Here is a 17,537-nt window from a genome sequence, read left to right on the forward strand (position 1 = left end):
GACCGTTCAGGATGGGGCGGTGGCCGGTCGCGGCCGGGCCGGGCGCTGCGTCAGCAGGATGCCCAGCACCACCAGGCCGCCGCCCACCAGATGATAGGAGTGCAGCACCTCGCCCAGCAGCAGGGCTGCCAGCACGGCGGTGGTGATGGGCAGCAGGTTCATGAAGATGGCGGTGCGGCCCGGTCCCAGGTGCTTCACCCCCTGCATCCACAGCACCGGCGCCAGGATGGATGTCGGGATGCCGGCATAGGCGATCATGGCGATGGTGGCCGGCGTGGCCGGGGCCGATGGCGCCAGCAGATAGCCCGGCAACAGGAAGACCAGGCCCGCCGCCACCTGGGCGTAAAGCGAGGTCCATACCGGCAAGGGCAGGGGCCAGCGCTTGAGGCAGACGCCATAGGCGGCATAGGCGACGCAGGCGCCCAGCATGAAGGCGTCACCCCGGCCCACGCCGTGGGACAGCAGGCGGCCGTAATCGCCCTGTCCTAGCACGAACAGGATGCCGGCCAGCGATACCACCCCGCCCACCAGGGCCAGGGGCCCGTGCTTCTGCCGCAGCCAGACACTGCTGAGGCCAAGCGTCAGCAGCGGCACCAAGGCCACGAAGATGCCGATGTTGGTCGCGCTGGTGCTGGCCGCGGCGTAGTAGGCCAACCCCTGGTACAGGGCCATGCCCAGCAGGCCCAGAAGGGCGATTTGCGGCAGGTGCTGGCGGATGACGGCCCGCCGCGCCCAGGCGCCGCGCAGGCAGAAGGGCGTCAGCAGAACGAAGGCCAGGAACCACCGGTCGAAGGCGATGACGCTGGGCGGGATGGCCCCGGCCGACGCCTTGGTCACCAGGTTGTTGCCGGTCCAAATCAGCACGGCCAGCAAGGGGAAGGTCAGGTACAGGCGGGGCGACATGGGCTCGGCGCAGGGCATCGTCCTTGGGATGGTGACCCTAATGCCGGACGCGCCACGGCTGTAGAGCGACTTTGCGACGGCAGCTATCGGCCCGCTGGCGGTCAATCCAGGAGTTCGGGCCGGAACTGCTCCCGCCGGCTGACGATCTGGCCTGCCACCATGAACACGCCGTCGCCGGTGTAGTGCAGGGTCTCATGGTGTTCCGGCTGCGGTACCGCGTGGGCCCTCATCACCTGGAAAATGAAGAAGTTGTGGCGGTCCACCAGGCTGGCGTCGGCCAGCCGGCACTCCAGGTTGACGGGACAGTCGCGAATCAGCGGGGCGTCCACATCCACCCCCCGGCCCGCCGTCAGGCCGAAATGCTCGAACTTGTCGGCCTCGGCCCCGCTGGTGTTGCCGATGCCCACCACGGTGTCGATCATGGTGGCGGTGGGCAGGTTCAGCACGCATTCGCCGCTGCCCCGCACCAGCTCGAAGCTGTGGTTGTCGGCGGCGATGACGCAGCCCACCAGCGCCGGCGTGAACTCCATCATCGTATGCCAGCCCAGCGCCATGATGTCCCGTTGCCCCCGATGGGCGCTGGACAGCAGCACGATGGGCCCCGGTTCCAGATAGCGGCGCACCTTGGACACTGGAAACTCCGCTTTCTCGGTCATGTCTCGTCTCCCGCGGTTTGCCGCTGTGAACCCCGGGCTGTGAACCCCGGGCGGTGGCTTGAGTTCCTATCGCGGCTGGCGCCACGCGGGGCGGGCCATGTGCTCGATGAAGAAATCGGCCAGTGCCTCCACCTTGGCGGGGCGGGCGCGGGTCGTGGGGGTCACCAGATACAGTCCGCCCGGGGGCAGTGACCAGCCGTCCAGCAACTCCACCAGCCGGCCGTCGGCCAGGTGCTCCGCCACCACGAACTCCGGGAATTCGGCGATGGCCAGCCCGTCCAGCACGGTGGGCAGCAGCGCCTCCACATTGGTGGCGCGCAGGGGGCCGGTGGGCGCCGCCGCCGCCTCGTCCCCCGCGCCGTTGGTCAGGCGCCAGACGTCCTGCCGGGCGCGGTAGGCGTAGCCCAGGCAATGGTGGGCCGCCAGCTCGCCCGGATGGTGCGGCCGGCCATAGCGGGCGATGTAGGCCGGGGCGGCCACGATGTGCCGGGCGATGGGGCACAGCTGGCGCGCCACCAGCGAGCTGTCGGTCAGCACGGCGATGCGCAGGGCAGCGTCGAACCCCTCACCGATCAGGTCCACCGTGGCGTCGCTCAGGTGCAAATCGATGGTGATTTCAGGATAGGCGCGCAGGAAGGCCGGCAGCAGCGGCGCCACCCAGCGCACGCCGAAGGACATGGGCACGGCCAGGCGGATGGTGCCACGCGGGCGGCTGGACAGTTCCCGCGCCGCATCCTCCACAGCCTCCGCCTCGGCATACAGCTGGGACGCCCGGGCGGCCAGGGCGGCGCCCACGTCGGTCAGGGCCAGGCGGCGGGACGTGCGGTTGAACAGCCGGGCGCCCAGCCTGTCCTCCAGCCGGCTGACGCCGCGCGACACGGTGGCGACCGACACGCCCATGGCCCGGGCCGCGGCGGCGTACGACCGTTCCTCCGCCACCTTGGCGAACATGGCCAAGCCTTCGAAATCCGGCACCTTGGTCATATCAAACCTGCAACAATAGTTTTCAGTCATTTCTATTTTGGAAGTCCGAGTTTGGCGACATCTTTTGTCCATCAGCCGCCGCCCATAGCGGACAAAGATGGGCGGCACAAATCAAGGCACTGAAAGGAAAGATAAAATGGCTCGCAAACTCGAAGGCAAGGTCGCGGTCGTCACCGGTGGCACCAGCGGCATCGGCCTCGCCACCGCCAAGGCCTTCGCGGCCGAGGGCGCCCGGGTGTTCGTCACCGGCCGCCGCGCCCCGGAACTGCAGGCGGCGGTGGCGGCCATCGGCCCCAACGCCACCGGCGTCCAGGCCGACAGCGCCAAGGCGGAAGACCTGAACCGCCTCTATGAGCAGGTGAAGGCCCAGGCCGGCCGCATCGACGTTCTGTTCGCCAATGCCGGCGGCGGTACCATGCTGCCCCTGGGCCAGATCACCGAAGATCACTATGACGACATCTTCGGCCGCAACGTGAAGGCCGTGCTGTTCACGGTGCAGAAGGCCCTGCCCCTGTTGGTGGACGGCGCCTCGGTCATCCTGACCGGCTCCACCGCCGGCAGCACCGGCACGGCGGCCTTCAGCGTCTACAGCGCCAGCAAGGCGGCGGTGCGCAACTTCGCCCGCAGCTGGACCCTGGACCTGAAGGAACGCGGCATCCGCGTGAACGTCCTCAGCCCCGGCCCCATCCGCACGCCGGGCCTGGTGGAACTGGCCGGCCCCGACGCCGCCCAGCAGCAGGGCCTGCTGGATTACATGGCCAGCCAGGTGCCCCTGGGCCGCGTGGGTGAGGTGGAGGAGGTCGCCAAGGCCGCCCTGTTCCTGGCCTCGAGCGACAGCAGCTTTGTCGCTGGCGCCGAACTGTTCGCCGATGGCGGCCTGGCGCAGGTTTAAGAAGCCGCCGGCATGATGCGATTGACGGCCCCGGAGCGATCCGGGGCCGTTTCGCCTGGTCAAATTCGCCCCGTCCGGCGGGGGCCGGCTGGTGTATCAAGGGGGCGGACTTCAGATCGGGAACCCGGACCCATGCCCTACCTCTGGCTGGAATCGCTGCACGCCGCGGCCGCCGTCACCTTCGTGGCGGGCTTGCTGGCGGCGGCCCTGCTGCTGGCCTTCGTGCCCAGCGCCGACGCGCTGTCGCCGGCCTTCTGGCGCGCGGCGCGGGCCTGGCATCGCTGGGTGACGGGACCGGCCATCCTGCCGGTCTGGGGCCTGGGCCTGACCCTGGCGGTCACGGGCGGCTGGCTGCCGTCCGCCGGCTGGCTGTGGGCCAAGCTGGCGCTGGTCACGGCGCTGTCGGGCCTGCACGGCGCCCAGGCCGGCGCCCTGCGCCGCCTGGCGGCCGGGGAAGGGCGCCGCCGCACCGCCCTGGGCCGTTTCATGCCCGCCCTGATCGTGCTGGCGGTGGTGGGCATCCTGTTCCTTGTGATCGGCAAGCCCTTCTGATCCGGGCGCTTTGTTGCGGCAAAGGGACGCATGCCATCGCGTCGCAGGGCCTGGAGCGGCCTTGTCACAAAGTCGTAAGAGTCCAAGGCATTGACGTTGGCCGTTCCCGCCCGGCATCACAGGATGGGCGGCGGCGGTGGGGCCGCCCCGATAGGCGGAGGGGCCATGGGCACGCGCGCGGCGTCGGACATCAGCGAGGAACACGGGCTGATCTGCGGATTCCTGATCCGCAACGGAACGGTGGCGCCGGTCCCCTGGCCCGGCATCAACGACGCCATGGCGGAACCCGGCGGCCTGGTCTGGCTGCATTTCAACCTGGTGGACGTGCGCGCCCGGCAATGGATCGAGGCCATGCCCACCCTGCCGCGCGGTGCCCGCCAGGCCCTGCTGGGCCAGGACAGCCATTTCCGCCTGGAACCGGTGGGTGACGGCCTCACCGGCGTGCTGGCCGACCTGCACCACCGCTTCGATGATCCCGCCGGCGGCCTGGGTCAGTTGCGCCTGTATATGGATTCCCATCTGGTCATTACCGCCCGGCGCCAGCCGCTGATGGCGGTGGACCAGCTGCGCCGCGCCATCAGCCAAGGCCTGGCGCCCACCAGCGCCGTCGATCTGATCGCCCACCTCATGTTCCACCTGACCGACACGGTGGCGGCGGAGGTCAGCGAGCTGGCCAACGATGTCGACGATGTGGAGGACGCCTTGCTGGCCGACCGGCTGGAGGATGAGGGGGAGAAGCTGGGGCGCATCCGCCGCACCTCCGCTCGCCTGCGCCGCCACATCGGCCCGCAGCGCACGGCGCTGAACGTGGCGCTGGGCCGCCTGCCCGGCTGGTGCGGGGGCGAGGACCAGGCCCGCCTGCGCCAGGGTATCGACCGGCTGGACGGCGTCGGCCAGGATCTCGATCTGGTGCAGGAACGCGCCCGCCTGCTGCAGGACGAACTGTCCAACCGCTTCAGCGAGGCCACCAACCGCAACCTCTACATCCTGTCCATCGTCACCACCATCCTGCTGCCCGTGAACCTGATCACCGGCATCTTCGGCATGAACGTGGGCGGCCTGCCGTGGAGCGGCCACGACGCCGGCTTCATGTGGGTGTGCGGCGTCATGGTCTTCACCATCCTGGTGTCCCTGGTGGTGCTGCACTGGCGCCGGCTGTTCTAGGCGTTTCCGACCTTCGCTGAAGCGTCGGAGGAACTCTAGGGCCGCTCCTCGCCCTGAACCGGCGGCACCTGCCGGTCCAACAGGGCGAACGTGGCGTTCAGATGATCAGCCAGGGGGCGGGCGGTGTCTGGATGGGCCGCATGGTCCCGGCGCCAGTCCTCCTGGGCCAGGCGCAGGGCACCGATCGCCAGCATGGCCGCCATGCGCACATCCTCGGGTGGTCGGTCGGGCCACCGTTCCGCCATCACCTGGGCCAGGTCGCGTTCCATATCCACCATCTTGGCCAGCTTGCGGGCGCGCAGAGTCTCGGTGGAGCGCAGCAGGGCGTCGGCAGCGATGGCCACCTTGGTTTCGAAGCGGGCGACCAGCGTCAGCAGACAGTGCCGCGCGGCGGCCAGGGGGGACTGGTCCGTCGGCTCCTGCCGCAGGGCCGGGCCAATGGCCTCCACGAAGCCGCTGCCCTGCCAGGCCAGCAGCACGTCTTCCTTGGACTTGAAATAATAGAAGAAGGTGCGCCGGGCGATGCCGGCGGCGGCGGCGATGGCATCCAGGGTCGTCGCCTCGAACCCGTTCTCCATGAACAGCCTCAGGCCGGTATCGGCGATGCGCTGCATCGTCTCCCGGCGCTTGCGGTCGCGCAGGCCTTCGGTCTTGCCCGGCGTCGCGGCGGATGGGAGGGCGGATGGGGGGGCGGTGTCCATGGCGGCTCTTATCGCATGAACGGCCTGTCCTTGAAACGGCTTGGCCTTGAAATGTTGCACTCGGTGCGATATCCAATATCGCACTCAGTGCGAATTTACGCATGGTGTAAATTTATCGGAGAGGCACAATGACCAAGACCTGGTTCATCACCGGCGCCAATCGCGGCTTTGGCCGTATCTGGGCGGAGGCGGCCCTGCGGCGCGGCGACCGGGTGGCCGCCACCGCCCGTGACATAGGGGCCTTGACCGACCTGGCCGCCGCGTATGGCGACCGGCTGGCGCCCCTGGCCTTGGACGTCACCGACCGTGACGGCGTGTTCCGGGCGGTGGCGCGGGCCCACGCGCATTTCGGCGGGCTGGACGTGGTGCTCAGCAACGCCGGCTATGGCTGCATGGGTGCTGTGGAGGAGATGACGGTAGAGGCGGCGCGCGCCAATTTCGACACCAACGTCTTCGGCACGCTGTCTGTCATCCAGGCGGCCGTGCCGTTGTTGCGGGCCCAGGGGCATGGCCATATCCTGACGGTATCCAGCATTGGCGGCGTGGTCAGCTTCCCCACCGCCGGCGTCTATACCGCCACCAAGCATGCGGTGGAGGCGTTGAGCGAGGCCTTGGCCGGAGAGGTCGCGGGCTTCGGCATCAAGGTGACCATCATCGAGCCCGGCAGCTTCGCCACCGATTTCCGCGCCTCCATCGCCCACGCGCCGGCGATGGCCGACTATGACGGCGTGCGCGCCGCCGTCATGGCCAACTTCAAACCGGAAATGTCGGGAAATCCCCAGGCCACCGCGGATGCCATCCTGAAGGTGGTGGATGCCGAGACCCCGCCCCTGCGCCTGCTGCTGGGCACGGGGCCGCTGCCCCTGATCCGCCAGGTTTACGCCCGCCGCCTGGCCGCGTGGGAGGAATGGGCGGAGGTCTCGGCCGCAGCCCACGGTCAGCGCTGACGAGCCTCCAGCCCGGCTCCGGCGGCCAGCGACCCCAGCGCCAGGGCGGTCACGGCGCTGGTGCTCGCCAGCAGGAAGGCGGCGTCGTCCAGCGCCATGCCCACCAGCGCGGCGGCGGCGGCCACCAGCAGGGCCAGGGCCGCCAGCAACAGGCCGCCACCCCTCAACCGCTGGCGGGTGGCCGCCAGGCCGGCCAGGGCCGCGATGGCGTAGGCGGCCATTTCCACGCCGCCCGCCCCATGCGGATTGTGACGCGAGGCCATCAGGGCCAGGCCGCCGGCGATGGACGATAGGGGCGGGAACAGCGGCCCCAGGCGCGTGAAGGGGAAATTGGCCAGGGGGCTGCGGGCATAGGCTTCGCGGGCCAGGCTGTCATGGGCGAGGGCGTTCATGGCGGTTCTCCCGCGTGTATGGGTTCAGGTGGGGCTGACGTAAGAGGCGAGGCCGTTGCCGAAGGACCAGTCGTCCCGTTGGTTGGGCGCCAGCACCACCATCACGTCCTCTGGCCGCAGGCCGGGGGCGCGGGTCAGATTCTCAGCGATGGCGCGGTACAGGGCTTGCTTCTGCGCGGTGTCACGCCAGTTGCTGGCCAGGATGGTGATCATCACCAAGTCGTCGGTGCGGTGTCCGTCCAGGTAGTCAGCGTCGTAGTGGAAGGCGTCGCACTCATGCTGGTCGATCAGCTGGAAGCGGTCGGCGGCCGGCACGCCGAAGGTGTCGACCAGTGCCTGATGCACGCCGTCGGCGATGGCGCGGATATGGGCGGCCGGCTTGCCCTTGATCAGGGAGATGCGGACGAGGGGCATGGTGCGCTCCGTTCTTCAAAAGGGGCGGGCGGACCCGCTTGACGTTCTTGAAGGTAGGGGGGCACAATCATTCCGAAAATTTGAAACTTACAAACAAATGCATCCATATAATCGAACTATTGGAGCCCGGCTTTGGTGGCGCGCGTCAACCTCGACATGGATGTCCTGCGGACCTTCGTGACAGGCTTCGAGCTGGGCAGCTTCGCCCGCGCGGCTGAACGGCTGGGCCGGTCGCAATCCGCGATCAGCACCCAGCTGCGCAAGCTGGAGGATCAGATCGGCCGGCCCCTGGTTCAGAAATCCGGGCGCGGCCTGGCCCTGACCCCTGCCGGCGAAAGCCTGCTGAGCTACGCCAAGCGCCTCCTGGACTTAAATGATGAGGCTGTGGACGGCATCCGGGGGGCGGAGGTCGCGGGCTGGGTGCGCCTGGGCCTGCCGCAGGATTTCGCCGAAACCTGGCTGCCCGGCGTGTTGAACCGTTTCAACCGGGCCCATCCCAAGGTGCGGGTGGAGGTGCAGGTGGACCGCAGCACCCCCCTGACGGAAAAAACGGTGAAGGGCGAACTGGACCTGGCCCTCATCTGGGGTGATGGCCGGGGCATCCCCCATGCCCGGCAGGTGGCCGAGCTGCCCATCGCCTGGATCGGGCGGCCTGATTGGCCCGGCTTGGCGGCCTTGGAGGGGGAGCCCCTGCCGCTGGCCGTGCTGCCGGCCCCCTGCGCTTTCCGCTCCGCCGCGGTGGCGGCGCTGGATGGCGCCGGCCTGCCCTGGCGCCTGGCCTTCACCAGCCCCAGCCTGTCCGGACTATGGGCGGCGGCGGAGGGTGGGCTGGGCCTGACGGTGCGCACCACCGTCACCATGCCCCGCACCTTGTCCGTGCTGGACCCCGCCGCCACCGGCTTGCCGCCCCTGCCGCGCGTTCCCTTGGCCCTGCACCGGGCGGAGGCGGACCCGTCCCCGGCCGCCGCCCGTCTGGCCGACATCCTGCTGGACACCATCCGGGATGAACTGGGGCTGCCGGCGGAAGGCTGACCGCCGTCCCCGCCACGCGTCAGGACGGCAGGCCCGGGGCCAGGCCGGCGGTCGGCCGCATCTGGCGCCAGGGCAGCAGGATGGGCGTCGCCAGCATGAGGATGCCGGCGATGGCGATGGCGACGCGGGGGCTGGTCATGTCGGCCAGCAGGCCCCACAGGGCGATCAGCGCCGCCGTCGTCAGGCTGTTGGTGACCGACCAGGCGGACAGGGTGCGGGCGACCCGGTCGGCGGCCAGCTGTTCCAGGCGGAACGAGGCCATGACCGGGTTGAAGGCGCCGCAGCACAGCACCAGCCCGAACTGGACGGCGATGACCAGGACCAGGCCGGGGGTGCCGGGGCCGATGAAGGCCAGGCCCAGGGACCAGGCGGCCCGCAGGGTTCCCGTGGCCAGGATGGTGGTGCGCTGGCCCAGGCGCCCCGCCAGCGGGCGCGCCAGGCGCGACCCGATCAGCCCGCCGACACAAGGCAGGCCGAAGGCCAAGCCGTACTGCCAGGGCGTGTAGGCCAGCGGCCCCAGCATCAGAAAGGCCATCAGCGGCGCGCTGACCATGATCATGGCGTTCACCAGCACGGTGTTGAGAAACAGCCGCAGCAGCGTCGGATGCGCCAGAATGAAACGCCAGCCGTCCAGCAATTCGGCCAGCCGCCGGCTGGGCCCGGGGGCCCGCGTCGGCGGACGCTCCCGCCCCTTGATCATGCCGATGCCCAGGGCCGACAGCAGATAGGTGACGGCATCGACCAGGACGGTGGTCACGGGACCCATCAGGCCTATGGCCATCCCGCCCAGGGGCGGCCCGGCGATGGTCGCGACCCAGCCGGTGGATTCCAGCACCGCGTTGGCGGTGATCAGATCCTCCCGGGGAACCAGCGCCTTGATGTAGGCACCGCTGGCCGCGGTGAAGGTGATGTTGGCGGTGGCGACGATGATGGAGACGACCAGCAACTGGGCATAGCTCAGCCAGCCCAGCGGATAGGCGACGGGAACGGTGATGATGGCGGCGAAGCGGACCATATCCATGAGGATCAGCACGCCCCGCTTGGCCCGGAACTCGGCCCAGGGCCCCATGGGAATGGCGGCGACCGCCCCCGCCGCCAGGCCTCCCGCCATCATCAGGGACACGGCGGCGGGCCCGCAGTGCAACACCGTGACCGCGATCAGGGGAAAGCCGCCCCAGGCCAGCCAGGTGCCCGCGACGCTGACGGCGTAGGCCGTCCACAGCCAATTGAACTCCGGGCCCAGCGACCGTCCGCCCAACGACCATCCCACCAGTGACCGCCCCCACGCCGCCATTGCCCAAAGCCCCGCCGCGAATGCCCGGGCACAGGAAAGCAGGAGAGGGCGCCGCCTTCCAGCGGCTTTCGCGAGCGTCGCGCGTCAGATAGGTGGGATGACGAGGACGGGCAGCAGGATGCGGCGAGGAGGGAAAGTTGACGCCGGAAACGCAAAAGGCGCCCGAGTGGGCGCCTTTGATGCGTTTTGCGTTCTTTGCCGTGTTCTGGAGAGACTGGAGCGGGCGAAGGGATTCGAACCCTCGACCCCAACCTTGGCAAGGTTGTGCTCTACCCCTGAGCTACGCCCGCGTACCCAACTCTCCGCCCTCACAGGGAAGGCTCACCTAAAAGCGAAAGGCCGAACCAGCCGGCCCGGCCTTTTCTCGCTTGCTCTTCCCGGAGGAAGATTGGAGCGGGCGAAGGGATTCGAACCCTCGACCCCAACCTTGGCAAGGTTGTGCTCTACCCCTGAGCTACGCCCGCACTCCATTCCGACGTTCGGCACCGACCTCGCGATCAGTGCCCCCCGGCGGTGAGCGCGGATAATATGCAGGTGCCGATCGAATGCAAGCGCTTTTTTCAGGAAAAATCGGGCGCCTTTTTTCCCCGCGCGGGGGCGGCTATAAGGGACCGGTCACCCGCCCCGACGGCGCGTGGGGCGCGCACGCCCCTTGCGGCGGCGATCCGGCGGACTCATTTCAGGGACCTACGCGCGGGGGCCCCATGCCGTGCCCAGGGTGGGCGGCGGCTCCTGCGGCTGAGAAGGGATACGAGGCCATGCAGTTTCCGACCAACGCCGCCCCCGGTGGCAACGCCCCGGTGGACAAGTCCGACCTGATCAAGGACGGCAGCGACCGCACCTTCATGGCCGATGTCATCGAAGCCTCACGCGAGGTGCCGGTGATCGTGGACTTCTGGGCGCCGTGGTGCGGCCCCTGCAAGACCTTGGGCCCCATCATCGAAAAGGCGGTGCTGGCCGCCAAGGGTGCTGTGAAGCTGGTCAAGATCGATACCGACCAGAACCCGGCCATCGCCGGCCAGCTGCGCATCCAGTCCATTCCCGCCGTCTACGCCTTCTTCCAGGGCCGGCCGGTGGACGGCTTCACCGGCGCCCTGCCGGAAAGCCAGGTGAAGCAGTTCATCGACCGTCTGGTGCAGGCGGCGGGTGGCGTGCCCGGCGCCGCCGACATCGCCGCCGTGCTGGAGGAGGCGGGCCAACTGCTGGAGTCGGGCGACGCCCAGACGGCCGCCGCCCTCTATAACGAAGTGCTGGGCGAGGAACCGGAGAACGCCGCCGCCTATGCCGGCCTGATCCGCTGCCTGCTGGCCGCCGACCAGACCGACACCGCGCAGGAGATGCTGGACCAGGCGCCGGCGGCCCTGGCCAAGGCGCCGGAGATCGTGGCCCTGCGCACGCAGATGGACCTGGCCCGCCAGGCGGCGGACATGGGCCCGGTGGGCGACCTGGAACGGGCAGTGGCGGCCGACGCCAACAACCACCAGGCCCGCTACGACCTGGCCCTGGCCCTGTATGCCGGCGGCCAGCAGGAAGCGGCGGTGGACCACCTGCTGGACATCGTGAAGCGCGACCGCGAATGGAACGAGCAGGCGGCCCGCAAGCAGCTGGTGAAGTTCTTCGAGGCCCTGGGCTTCAAGCACCCGCTGGCCATCGCGGGGCGGCGCAAGCTCTCTTCCATTCTTTTCGCTTAGGGCCCGCTCTCCTAAGTGATTTCGCTATCGTAACGGTGTGATGAGCCCCTTCGCCCCCACCTTCGAGCAGCTGCCGGCCAGCATCCCCGTCTTTCCTTTGACGGGGGTGCTGCTGCTGCCCCGGGCCCGCCTGCCGCTCAACGTCTTCGAGCCGCGCTACCTGGCCATGGTGCAGGACAGCCTGGCCGGTGACCGGCTGATCGGCATGATCCAGCCGGTGGAACCGGGAACGGAAACGGACAGCAGCGTCGACCCGCCGCTGGCCGGCGTGGGCTGCTGCGGCCGGCTGACGGCCTTCGCCGAGACGGACGACGGCCGCTATCTCATCACCCTGTCCGGCCTGTGCCGCTTCCGCATCCGGGAAGAGGTGTCCACCATGCGGGGCTATCGCCGCGTCATGGCCGACTGGTCGCCCTTCGCCGGCGATTTCGTGGCCCCGGCCGAGGGCGGCTTCGACCGCGCCGGCCTGATGGCGACGCTGAGGCCCTATTTCACCCGGCGATCGCTGACGGTGAACTGGCAGGCGCTGGGGACGGCGTCGGACGAGCAGCTGGTCGCCACCATCGCCATGTTGTGCCCTTTCACGCCGGCCGAGAAGCAGGCCCTGCTGGAGGCGCCGGATTTCATCAGTCGCGCGTCGATGCTGCTGGCGTTGGTGCAGATGGCGGTGCATGAATCGGCGGACGGCGACGCCGCGCGCCACTGATTTTCTTTCAGTCATTTTATTTTCTGAGGGACCCATTCCCATGTCCGATACCGCCAAGGTCGATCCCAAGCTGCTGGAGATCCTGGTCTGTCCCCTGACCAAGGGACCGCTCAGCTATGATGCCCAGCGCCAGGAACTGGTGAGCCAGCAGGCGCGCCTGGCCTACCCCATCCGCGACGGCATCCCCATCATGCTGGTGGACGAGGCCCGGTCCCTCGACGACTGAGGCGGACAGCCATGACCCAGGAAAACTTCGCCACCGACGCCCACGGCACCCAGCACTGGCCGACCGAGATCCGCTACAAGCGGGCGGAGCGTGAACTGGTCATCACCTTCGACAACGGTGCCCGCGCCACCCTGCCGGCCGAGTATCTGCGGGTGGAAAGCCCATCGGCCGAGGTGCAGGGCCACAGCCCCGGCCAGAAGCAGACGGTGCCGGGCAAGCGCGCCGTCGCGGTGGCGGAGCTTGAGCCCATCGGCAACTACGCCGTCCGCCTGATCTTCGACGACGGCCACGACACCGGCATCTTCTCCTGGAAGTACCTGTACGAGCTGGGTATGGAGTACGACGAGCGCTGGGCCCGCTACCTGTCCGAGCTGGAGGCGCAAGGCCTCAACCGCGACACCGCCCCCCACCGCCACGGCCCCAGCTGTGGCTCGGGTGGGGGCTGCGGCTGATCAGGCCGGCTCTTGCCAGGGATTGATCACCTTCACGCCGCCCGCCTCGTATGCGGCGGTATCGCGTGAGGCCACGGCAAACCCGTGCGAGGCGGCGATGGCGGCGATATACCCATCAGGTGTGGGAAAACCCAGGCCGCGCTTTCGCGCCGCGGCAGCCAGCGTTGCGTAGTGTCGAGCCGCCCCGGCGTCAAAGGGGAGCACCCGTCCTTCGAACAGCGCCAGCAGCCCGCTCAAGGTTTGAGCCAATGCGGCTTTTCGTCGGCCTTCCGGTAGCGCCTCAACGCCGAACCACAATTCTGCAAGGGTCACGCTGCTGATATACAATGTCTCGGCCGCTTGATTGTTCAGCCAAGCGCGGACGGCCGGATTCGGTTCCGGCTTCGTCGCTTCTGAAACGACGTTCGTGTCCAGAACGATCATTCGAAAGTCATCGGTTCTGCCGGCGTTCTGTCCCGGACTTCGTCAAATATGGTGAAGTCATCATTGCTTAGCCCAGCTTCTCGGCTTAGCGCCGCCAGCGCGTCTCCCAACTGGAGGCGTTTCTCCGGTTTGACGGCGCGTTCCAAAATGTCGCGGATTTCCGCTTCGGCGCTACGGCCGTGCTGCGCCGCACGTACCCGAAGGGCGCGATGCACTTCATCCGGCACGTTTCTTACGGTGATGGATGGCATGATTGCTCTTCGATGATAGCGCTGACGATGCCTGCATTTTTACAAAATGCAAGCGGGCGCGCAATCCGGTATTGATCATGGCCGGTGCCACGGCGGGTGGTGCTAACCCTTTCCGGGGATAAGACCGCTCGCCAAAATCCCGTCGATCACGAACTGGCAGGCCAGGGCCGACAGCAAAATGCCCAGCACGCGGTTCAGCACGGTGATGCCGGTGCGGCCCAGGATGTGGCTGACCTTGGTGGCGAAGATCAGGACGAACAGGGTCAGGGCCAGGATGCCGGCCAGGACGCCCAGCACCACGGCCTGCTTGGCGAAATCGCCGTGGGCGCGGCCCATGAACAGCACAATGGTGGTCATGGTGCCGGGGCCGCTGATGAGCGGGATGGCCAGCGGAAAGACGGAGATGTCGGCGCGGTGACGCGCCTCTTCCCGCTCGTCCGCCGTGGCGGTGCGCACGCCGCTTTCGCGGGCGAACACCATGTCGATGGCGACCAGCATCAGCAGCACGCCGCCGGCGATGCGGAAGGCGGCGAAGCCGATGCCCAGCGCCCGCAGCAGCAGATCGCCGGCGAAGGCGAAAAAGAACAGGATCAGGGCCGCGATGACCGTGCCCTTGATGGCCATGCGCCGGCGGTAACGCTGGTCCATGCCCACCGTCAGGCCCACGAACATGGGGCCCAACCCCACCGGATCGATGGTGACGAACAGGGCTACGGCGGTGGTGAGGATAAGGTCCAGCACGGGGAACGGGCCTGAGGAAAGGGGGTAGGCCGTGGGAGGCAGGACCATGAGTCGCGGGCGTCCCGGAAGACCCCTCTGGGTCTAGCGCGTTGGGGCGCCTGCTGCAAGCAGCGGCTGGCAAGGGTCAGGGCTGCCGAAGTTGAAGGGCCGTTCAAGTTGACTTACCCCCATCGGGGCCGTAAGCAATGCTGCGGTGCATTCGTGCCCGGGAGAGGGGCGGCACCATAATCCAAACATTCTAGGGGGCCGTCCGGAGACACGATGAGCAAGAAGGTCTACCCCGACGCCGTAACCGCCCTGGCCGGGCTGTTGCGCAACGACATCACCGTCATGGCCGGCGGCTTCGGCCTGTGCGGCATCCCGGAAAACCTGATCGAGGCCATCCGCCTCTCGGGCGTGACCGGGCTCACGGTCGTCTCCAACAACGCCGGTGTGGATGGCTTCGGCCTGGGCGTGCTGTTGGAAACCAAGCAGATCAAGAAGATGATCAGCAGCTACGTGGGTGAGAACAAGCTGTTCGCCCAGCAGTACCTGTCCGGTGAGCTTGAGCTGGAATTCAACCCGCAGGGCACCCTGGCCGAGCGCATCCGCGCCGGCGGCGCCGGCATCCCCGCCTTCTTCACCAAGACGGGCGTGGGCACGCTGGTGGCCGAGGGCAAGGAGCTGCGCGAGTTCGACGGCGAGACTTATGTGATGGAGCGCGGCATCGTCGCCGACCTGTCCATCGTCAAGGCCTGGAAGGGCGATACCGAGGGCAACCTCGTCTATCGCAAGACGGCACGGAACTTCAACCCGATGATGGCCACGGCCGGCAAGGTGACGGTGGTCGAGGTCGAGGAACTGGTGGAACCGGGCAGCTTCGACCCCGACCACATCCATACCCCCGGCATCTTCGTCCAGCGCATCATCAAGGGCGCCAAGTTCGAAAAGCGCATCGAGCAGCGCACCACCCGTCCGCGCGCGTGAAGGAGCTGACCTATGGCATGGACCCGTGAGGACATCGCCGCCCGCGCCGCGAAGGAGCTGCGCGACGGTTTCTACGTCAACCTGGGCATCGGCATCCCGACCCTGGTGGCCAACTACATCCCCGACGGCGTGCACGTGACGCTGCAGAGCGAGAACGGCATGCTGGGCATGGGCCCCTTCCCCTATGAGGGGGAGGAGGATCCGGACCTGATCAACGCCGGCAAGCAGACCATCACCGAACTGCCGTACAGCAGCTTCTTCAGCTCCGCCGACAGCTTCGCCATGATCCGCGGCGGCCACATCGACCTGTCGGTGCTGGGCGCCATGCAGGTGGCGGCCAACGGCGATCTCGCCAATTGGATGATCCCGGGCAAGATGGTCAAGGGCATGGGCGGTGCTATGGACCTGGTGGCCGGCGTGAAGAAGGTGGTCGTGGTCATGGAACACTGCGCCGTCGATAAGAAGACGGGCGCGCTGGAGCCCAAGATCCTGAAGGCCTGCACCCTGCCGCTGACCGGCACCAAGGTCGTGGACATGATCATCACCGACCTGGGCGTCTTCCAGGTCGACAAGGAAGGCGGCAGCGGCCTTACCCTGGCCGAGGTCGCGCCCGGTGTGACGGTGGACGAGATCCGCCAGAAGACCGAGGCCGAGTTCAAGGTGGGGCCGGGTCTCTAAGACTTCGACTTGTCGCGTGGCTGGCAGCGGGCCGTCCCTTGAGGGGCGGCCCGTTTTCTTTCAACTTCCCGCCCGTCCGGTGGCGGCCAGGCGCAGGCGGGTCAGCGTACCGTCGGCCCGCATGGCCTCGATGGCGGCGTCCAGCGTCTCCATCGGCAAGGGCGACCGGGGGGCGTTGGCGCAGCGTTCCTCATGATCGCCCACCATCTGGGGCAGGACCATCAGCGCCTGTGCCCAGGTCCTGTCCGCCGTCTGGCGGTAGTCGGCCTCCAGGTCGGTGGTCAGGATGGCGTCCACCCGCCGGTTGCGCAGCTTCAGGAAGTTGCTTTCCGCGGACGGTGCGTCCTCCCGCTGCCAAGTGCCGTCGATGAAGGCCGCCTCCACCTCCCGCGGGTAGCGGAAACCCAGGATGGCGCCGATGGGCCGCCCGGCCAGGTCGCCCAGGGTGCGCAAGCGCTCGCTGTCGGCCCGGCGGACGACCAGCACGCTGTGGCTGACCAGGATAGGGGTGGAGAAGCGGGTGGCGGCCACCTTGGGCAGCCAGTCGGGGCTGTAGCCGCAGGCCAGGTCGATCCGGCCGTCGGCCAGGTCGGCCTCAAGACGGTTGCGGGGGACCAGGCGGTAGAGGGGCCTCAAGCCCGTGCGCCGGGCGACCTCGTCACCAATGGCCTTGATCAGGCCGCCGGCCACCTCGCCGTTCCGCAGGTCCACCAGCGGCGGCTGTTCCGTCTCCAGGATGCCGAAGACCAGGGCGGGGGACTGGGGGGCCGGGGACCGGGGGGCGGGGGACTGGGCGTTGGCGCCATCGGAAAACAACGCCGCCAAGCCGGCCACTGCGGCCGTGATCAGCAAGACAGCCCCGGCAAAGGTGGGTCGCGGCACGGGGGCTGGGTGTCCTATCGCGGGGAAGATGACGATCTTCCCATCTAAGGCCCCGCCGCGGTGCCGTTCAAGCGCGCCGTGGCGGGGCGAAGGGATAGGGGAACGGGGTCAGGCGCGGGCGCGCCAGCCGGGGGATTCGGCGTCCAGCAGGCGTTCCAGCTGTTGCACCCGCTGCTCCAGCCGGTCGGCGCGGGCCAGCAGGTCGCCGGCGGCGTGATCCGATAGGCCCTGGGCCTGCAGCTCGCGCGCGCGGATCATGTAACGGGTCACCAGGGCCACGATGGGGATCATCAGGGCGGCGAGGGGGATCAGCAGGGGGGACATGAGGCTTCGTCCTATCAGCGCTGCGCCAGCTGGCTCAGCTTGCGGTTGAGGTCGAATTCGGGGCTGGTGACGTGCCGCTCCATCTGGGTCACCCGGCGCTCCAGATCATCGTAGCAGCGAAAGCGCTGGTCCTGCTGGCCGCGGCGCGCCTGGGCCATGGCCTCGATATCCTGCAGCTTCTGCATCGCCCGCAAGACGATGGCCACGATGGGAATGCACAGCGCCAAGAGGGGGACGAGTATCGGCGACATGGGGAAGGCCACCTG

General features: G+C 68.5%; 24 protein-coding genes and 2 tRNA genes. 11 read left to right on the forward strand and 15 right to left on the reverse strand.

Going from position 1 to position 17,537, the window contains the following annotated elements; all coding sequences use genetic code 11:
* Positions 1 to 6: 6 nt before the first annotated feature.
* The 3 genes from FBZ89_RS06465 to FBZ89_RS06475 all read right to left on the reverse strand — a co-directional run bounded on the left by FBZ89_RS06465 (position 7) and on the right by FBZ89_RS06475 (position 2,543).
* Positions 7 to 903: a DMT family transporter gene (locus FBZ89_RS06465; RefSeq protein ID WP_211115128.1), complete on the reverse strand. Its 897-nt coding sequence runs from the start codon at positions 901 to 903 to the stop codon at positions 7 to 9.
* A gap of 101 nt (positions 904 to 1,004) precedes the next feature.
* Positions 1,005 to 1,559, reverse strand: coding sequence for a flavin reductase family protein (locus FBZ89_RS06470; RefSeq protein ID WP_145749195.1), 555 nt, complete (start codon positions 1,557 to 1,559; stop codon positions 1,005 to 1,007).
* A 66-nt stretch (positions 1,560 to 1,625) separates the two neighbouring features.
* Positions 1,626 to 2,543 carry a LysR family transcriptional regulator gene (locus FBZ89_RS06475; protein ID WP_145749196.1) on the reverse strand — a complete coding sequence of 306 codons (918 nt, stop codon included), beginning with the start codon at positions 2,541 to 2,543 and terminating at the stop codon, positions 1,626 to 1,628.
* A gap of 136 nt (positions 2,544 to 2,679) precedes the next feature.
* Between FBZ89_RS06475 and FBZ89_RS06480 the strand changes: the two genes are divergently transcribed.
* The 3 genes from FBZ89_RS06480 to FBZ89_RS06490 all read left to right on the forward strand — a co-directional run bounded on the left by FBZ89_RS06480 (position 2,680) and on the right by FBZ89_RS06490 (position 5,151).
* Positions 2,680 to 3,435 carry an SDR family oxidoreductase gene (locus FBZ89_RS06480; protein WP_145749197.1) on the forward strand — a complete coding sequence of 252 codons (756 nt, stop codon included), beginning with the start codon at positions 2,680 to 2,682 and terminating at the stop codon, positions 3,433 to 3,435.
* Positions 3,436 to 3,567: 132 nt separating this feature from the next.
* A complete protein-coding gene (locus tag FBZ89_RS06485; RefSeq protein ID WP_186457222.1) occupies positions 3,568 to 3,987 on the forward strand; it encodes a CopD family protein in 420 nt (139 codons plus the stop codon).
* Positions 3,988 to 4,152: 165 nt separating this feature from the next.
* Positions 4,153 to 5,151, forward strand: coding sequence for a transporter (locus FBZ89_RS06490; RefSeq protein WP_145619794.1), 999 nt, complete (start codon positions 4,153 to 4,155; stop codon positions 5,149 to 5,151).
* Between the two features lie 35 nt (positions 5,152 to 5,186).
* Here FBZ89_RS06490 and FBZ89_RS06495 read toward each other — a convergent pair whose 3' ends face one another.
* A complete protein-coding gene (locus FBZ89_RS06495; protein ID WP_145749200.1) occupies positions 5,187 to 5,852 on the reverse strand; it encodes a TetR/AcrR family transcriptional regulator in 666 nt (221 codons plus the stop codon).
* 128 nt (positions 5,853 to 5,980) lie between these two features.
* Here FBZ89_RS06495 and FBZ89_RS06500 point away from each other — a divergent pair, with 128 nt between their 5' ends.
* Positions 5,981 to 6,799 (forward strand): SDR family NAD(P)-dependent oxidoreductase, encoded by an 819-nt coding sequence (locus FBZ89_RS06500; protein ID WP_145749201.1) that lies wholly within the window; start codon positions 5,981 to 5,983, stop codon positions 6,797 to 6,799.
* Here the strand turns inward: FBZ89_RS06500 and FBZ89_RS06505 are convergent.
* Both FBZ89_RS06505 and FBZ89_RS06510 read right to left on the reverse strand, forming a co-directional pair.
* Positions 6,790 to 7,191, reverse strand: coding sequence for a hypothetical protein (locus FBZ89_RS06505; RefSeq protein WP_145749202.1), 402 nt, complete (start codon positions 7,189 to 7,191; stop codon positions 6,790 to 6,792). The genes FBZ89_RS06500 and FBZ89_RS06505 overlap by 10 nt on opposite strands.
* Before the next feature lie 24 nt (positions 7,192 to 7,215).
* Positions 7,216 to 7,605, reverse strand: coding sequence for a tautomerase family protein (locus tag FBZ89_RS06510; RefSeq protein ID WP_145749203.1), 390 nt, complete (start codon positions 7,603 to 7,605; stop codon positions 7,216 to 7,218).
* A gap of 135 nt (positions 7,606 to 7,740) precedes the next feature.
* On the opposite strand from FBZ89_RS06510, the gene FBZ89_RS06515 reads away from it, so the two are divergent.
* A complete protein-coding gene (locus tag FBZ89_RS06515) occupies positions 7,741 to 8,637 on the forward strand; it encodes a LysR substrate-binding domain-containing protein (RefSeq protein WP_211115129.1) in 897 nt (298 codons plus the stop codon).
* A 19-nt stretch (positions 8,638 to 8,656) separates the two neighbouring features.
* Here the strand turns inward: FBZ89_RS06515 and FBZ89_RS06520 are convergent, their stop codons facing one another.
* From FBZ89_RS06520 to FBZ89_RS06530, 3 genes are all read right to left on the reverse strand, one after another.
* A complete protein-coding gene (locus FBZ89_RS06520; protein ID WP_211115130.1) occupies positions 8,657 to 9,907 on the reverse strand; it encodes an MFS transporter in 1,251 nt (416 codons plus the stop codon).
* A gap of 239 nt (positions 9,908 to 10,146) precedes the next feature.
* A tRNA-Gly gene (locus tag FBZ89_RS06525) sits at positions 10,147 to 10,221 on the reverse strand.
* A gap of 99 nt (positions 10,222 to 10,320) precedes the next feature.
* Positions 10,321 to 10,395, reverse strand: a tRNA-Gly gene (locus FBZ89_RS06530).
* A 294-nt stretch (positions 10,396 to 10,689) separates the two neighbouring features.
* Here FBZ89_RS06530 and FBZ89_RS06535 point away from each other — a divergent pair.
* From FBZ89_RS06535 to FBZ89_RS06550, 4 genes are read left to right on the forward strand one after another with little or no spacing between them, the layout of a single operon-like run.
* Entirely contained in the window at positions 10,690 to 11,622 is a 933-nt protein-coding gene (locus FBZ89_RS06535; protein WP_145749206.1) for a thioredoxin family protein, read from the forward strand.
* 40 nt (positions 11,623 to 11,662) lie between these two features.
* Positions 11,663 to 12,328 carry an LON peptidase substrate-binding domain-containing protein gene (locus tag FBZ89_RS06540; RefSeq protein ID WP_145749207.1) on the forward strand — a complete coding sequence of 222 codons (666 nt, stop codon included), beginning with the start codon at positions 11,663 to 11,665 and terminating at the stop codon, positions 12,326 to 12,328.
* A 40-nt stretch (positions 12,329 to 12,368) separates the two neighbouring features.
* Positions 12,369 to 12,554 (forward strand): Trm112 family protein, encoded by a 186-nt coding sequence (locus FBZ89_RS06545; RefSeq protein WP_040845462.1) that lies wholly within the window; start codon positions 12,369 to 12,371, stop codon positions 12,552 to 12,554.
* Between the two features lie 11 nt (positions 12,555 to 12,565).
* Complete coding sequence (locus FBZ89_RS06550; protein ID WP_145749208.1) at positions 12,566 to 13,006, forward strand: gamma-butyrobetaine hydroxylase family protein; 441 nt, start codon at positions 12,566 to 12,568, stop codon at positions 13,004 to 13,006.
* On the opposite strand, the gene FBZ89_RS06555 is transcribed toward FBZ89_RS06550, so the two are convergent.
* The 3 genes from FBZ89_RS06555 to FBZ89_RS06565 all read right to left on the reverse strand — a co-directional run bounded on the left by FBZ89_RS06555 (position 13,007) and on the right by FBZ89_RS06565 (position 14,469).
* On the reverse strand, positions 13,007 to 13,429 hold the full coding sequence (locus tag FBZ89_RS06555) for a type II toxin-antitoxin system VapC family toxin (protein WP_145749209.1): 423 nt from the start codon (positions 13,427 to 13,429) through the stop codon (positions 13,007 to 13,009).
* A complete protein-coding gene (locus tag FBZ89_RS06560; RefSeq protein ID WP_145749210.1) occupies positions 13,426 to 13,680 on the reverse strand; it encodes a FitA-like ribbon-helix-helix domain-containing protein in 255 nt (84 codons plus the stop codon). Before FBZ89_RS06560 ends, FBZ89_RS06555 begins: the two co-directional genes overlap by 4 nt.
* A gap of 102 nt (positions 13,681 to 13,782) precedes the next feature.
* Positions 13,783 to 14,469 (reverse strand): MarC family protein, encoded by a 687-nt coding sequence (locus tag FBZ89_RS06565; protein WP_145749211.1) that lies wholly within the window; start codon positions 14,467 to 14,469, stop codon positions 13,783 to 13,785.
* Between the two features lie 213 nt (positions 14,470 to 14,682).
* Between FBZ89_RS06565 and FBZ89_RS06570 the strand changes: the two genes are divergently transcribed.
* Both FBZ89_RS06570 and FBZ89_RS06575 read left to right on the forward strand, forming a co-directional pair.
* Positions 14,683 to 15,387: a CoA transferase subunit A gene (locus tag FBZ89_RS06570; RefSeq protein ID WP_145610707.1), complete on the forward strand. Its 705-nt coding sequence runs from the start codon at positions 14,683 to 14,685 to the stop codon at positions 15,385 to 15,387.
* A 12-nt stretch (positions 15,388 to 15,399) separates the two neighbouring features.
* Entirely contained in the window at positions 15,400 to 16,065 is a 666-nt protein-coding gene (locus FBZ89_RS06575; RefSeq protein WP_145610706.1) for a 3-oxoacid CoA-transferase subunit B, read from the forward strand.
* 60 nt (positions 16,066 to 16,125) lie between these two features.
* Here FBZ89_RS06575 and FBZ89_RS06580 read toward each other — a convergent pair whose 3' ends face one another.
* The 3 genes from FBZ89_RS06580 to FBZ89_RS06590 form a co-directional block, all read right to left on the reverse strand.
* Positions 16,126 to 16,947, reverse strand: coding sequence for a substrate-binding periplasmic protein (locus FBZ89_RS06580; RefSeq protein ID WP_186457223.1), 822 nt, complete (start codon positions 16,945 to 16,947; stop codon positions 16,126 to 16,128).
* Between the two features lie 108 nt (positions 16,948 to 17,055).
* Positions 17,056 to 17,271, reverse strand: coding sequence for a hypothetical protein (locus FBZ89_RS06585; RefSeq protein WP_040845461.1), 216 nt, complete (start codon positions 17,269 to 17,271; stop codon positions 17,056 to 17,058).
* A gap of 14 nt (positions 17,272 to 17,285) precedes the next feature.
* On the reverse strand, positions 17,286 to 17,522 hold the full coding sequence (locus FBZ89_RS06590) for a hypothetical protein (protein ID WP_138918615.1): 237 nt from the start codon (positions 17,520 to 17,522) through the stop codon (positions 17,286 to 17,288).
* Positions 17,523 to 17,537 lie beyond the last annotated feature (15 nt).

The sequence above is a fragment of the Nitrospirillum amazonense genome (assembly GCF_007828045.1).
In the GTDB taxonomy this organism is placed as follows: domain Bacteria; phylum Pseudomonadota; class Alphaproteobacteria; order Azospirillales; family Azospirillaceae; genus Nitrospirillum; species Nitrospirillum amazonense_C.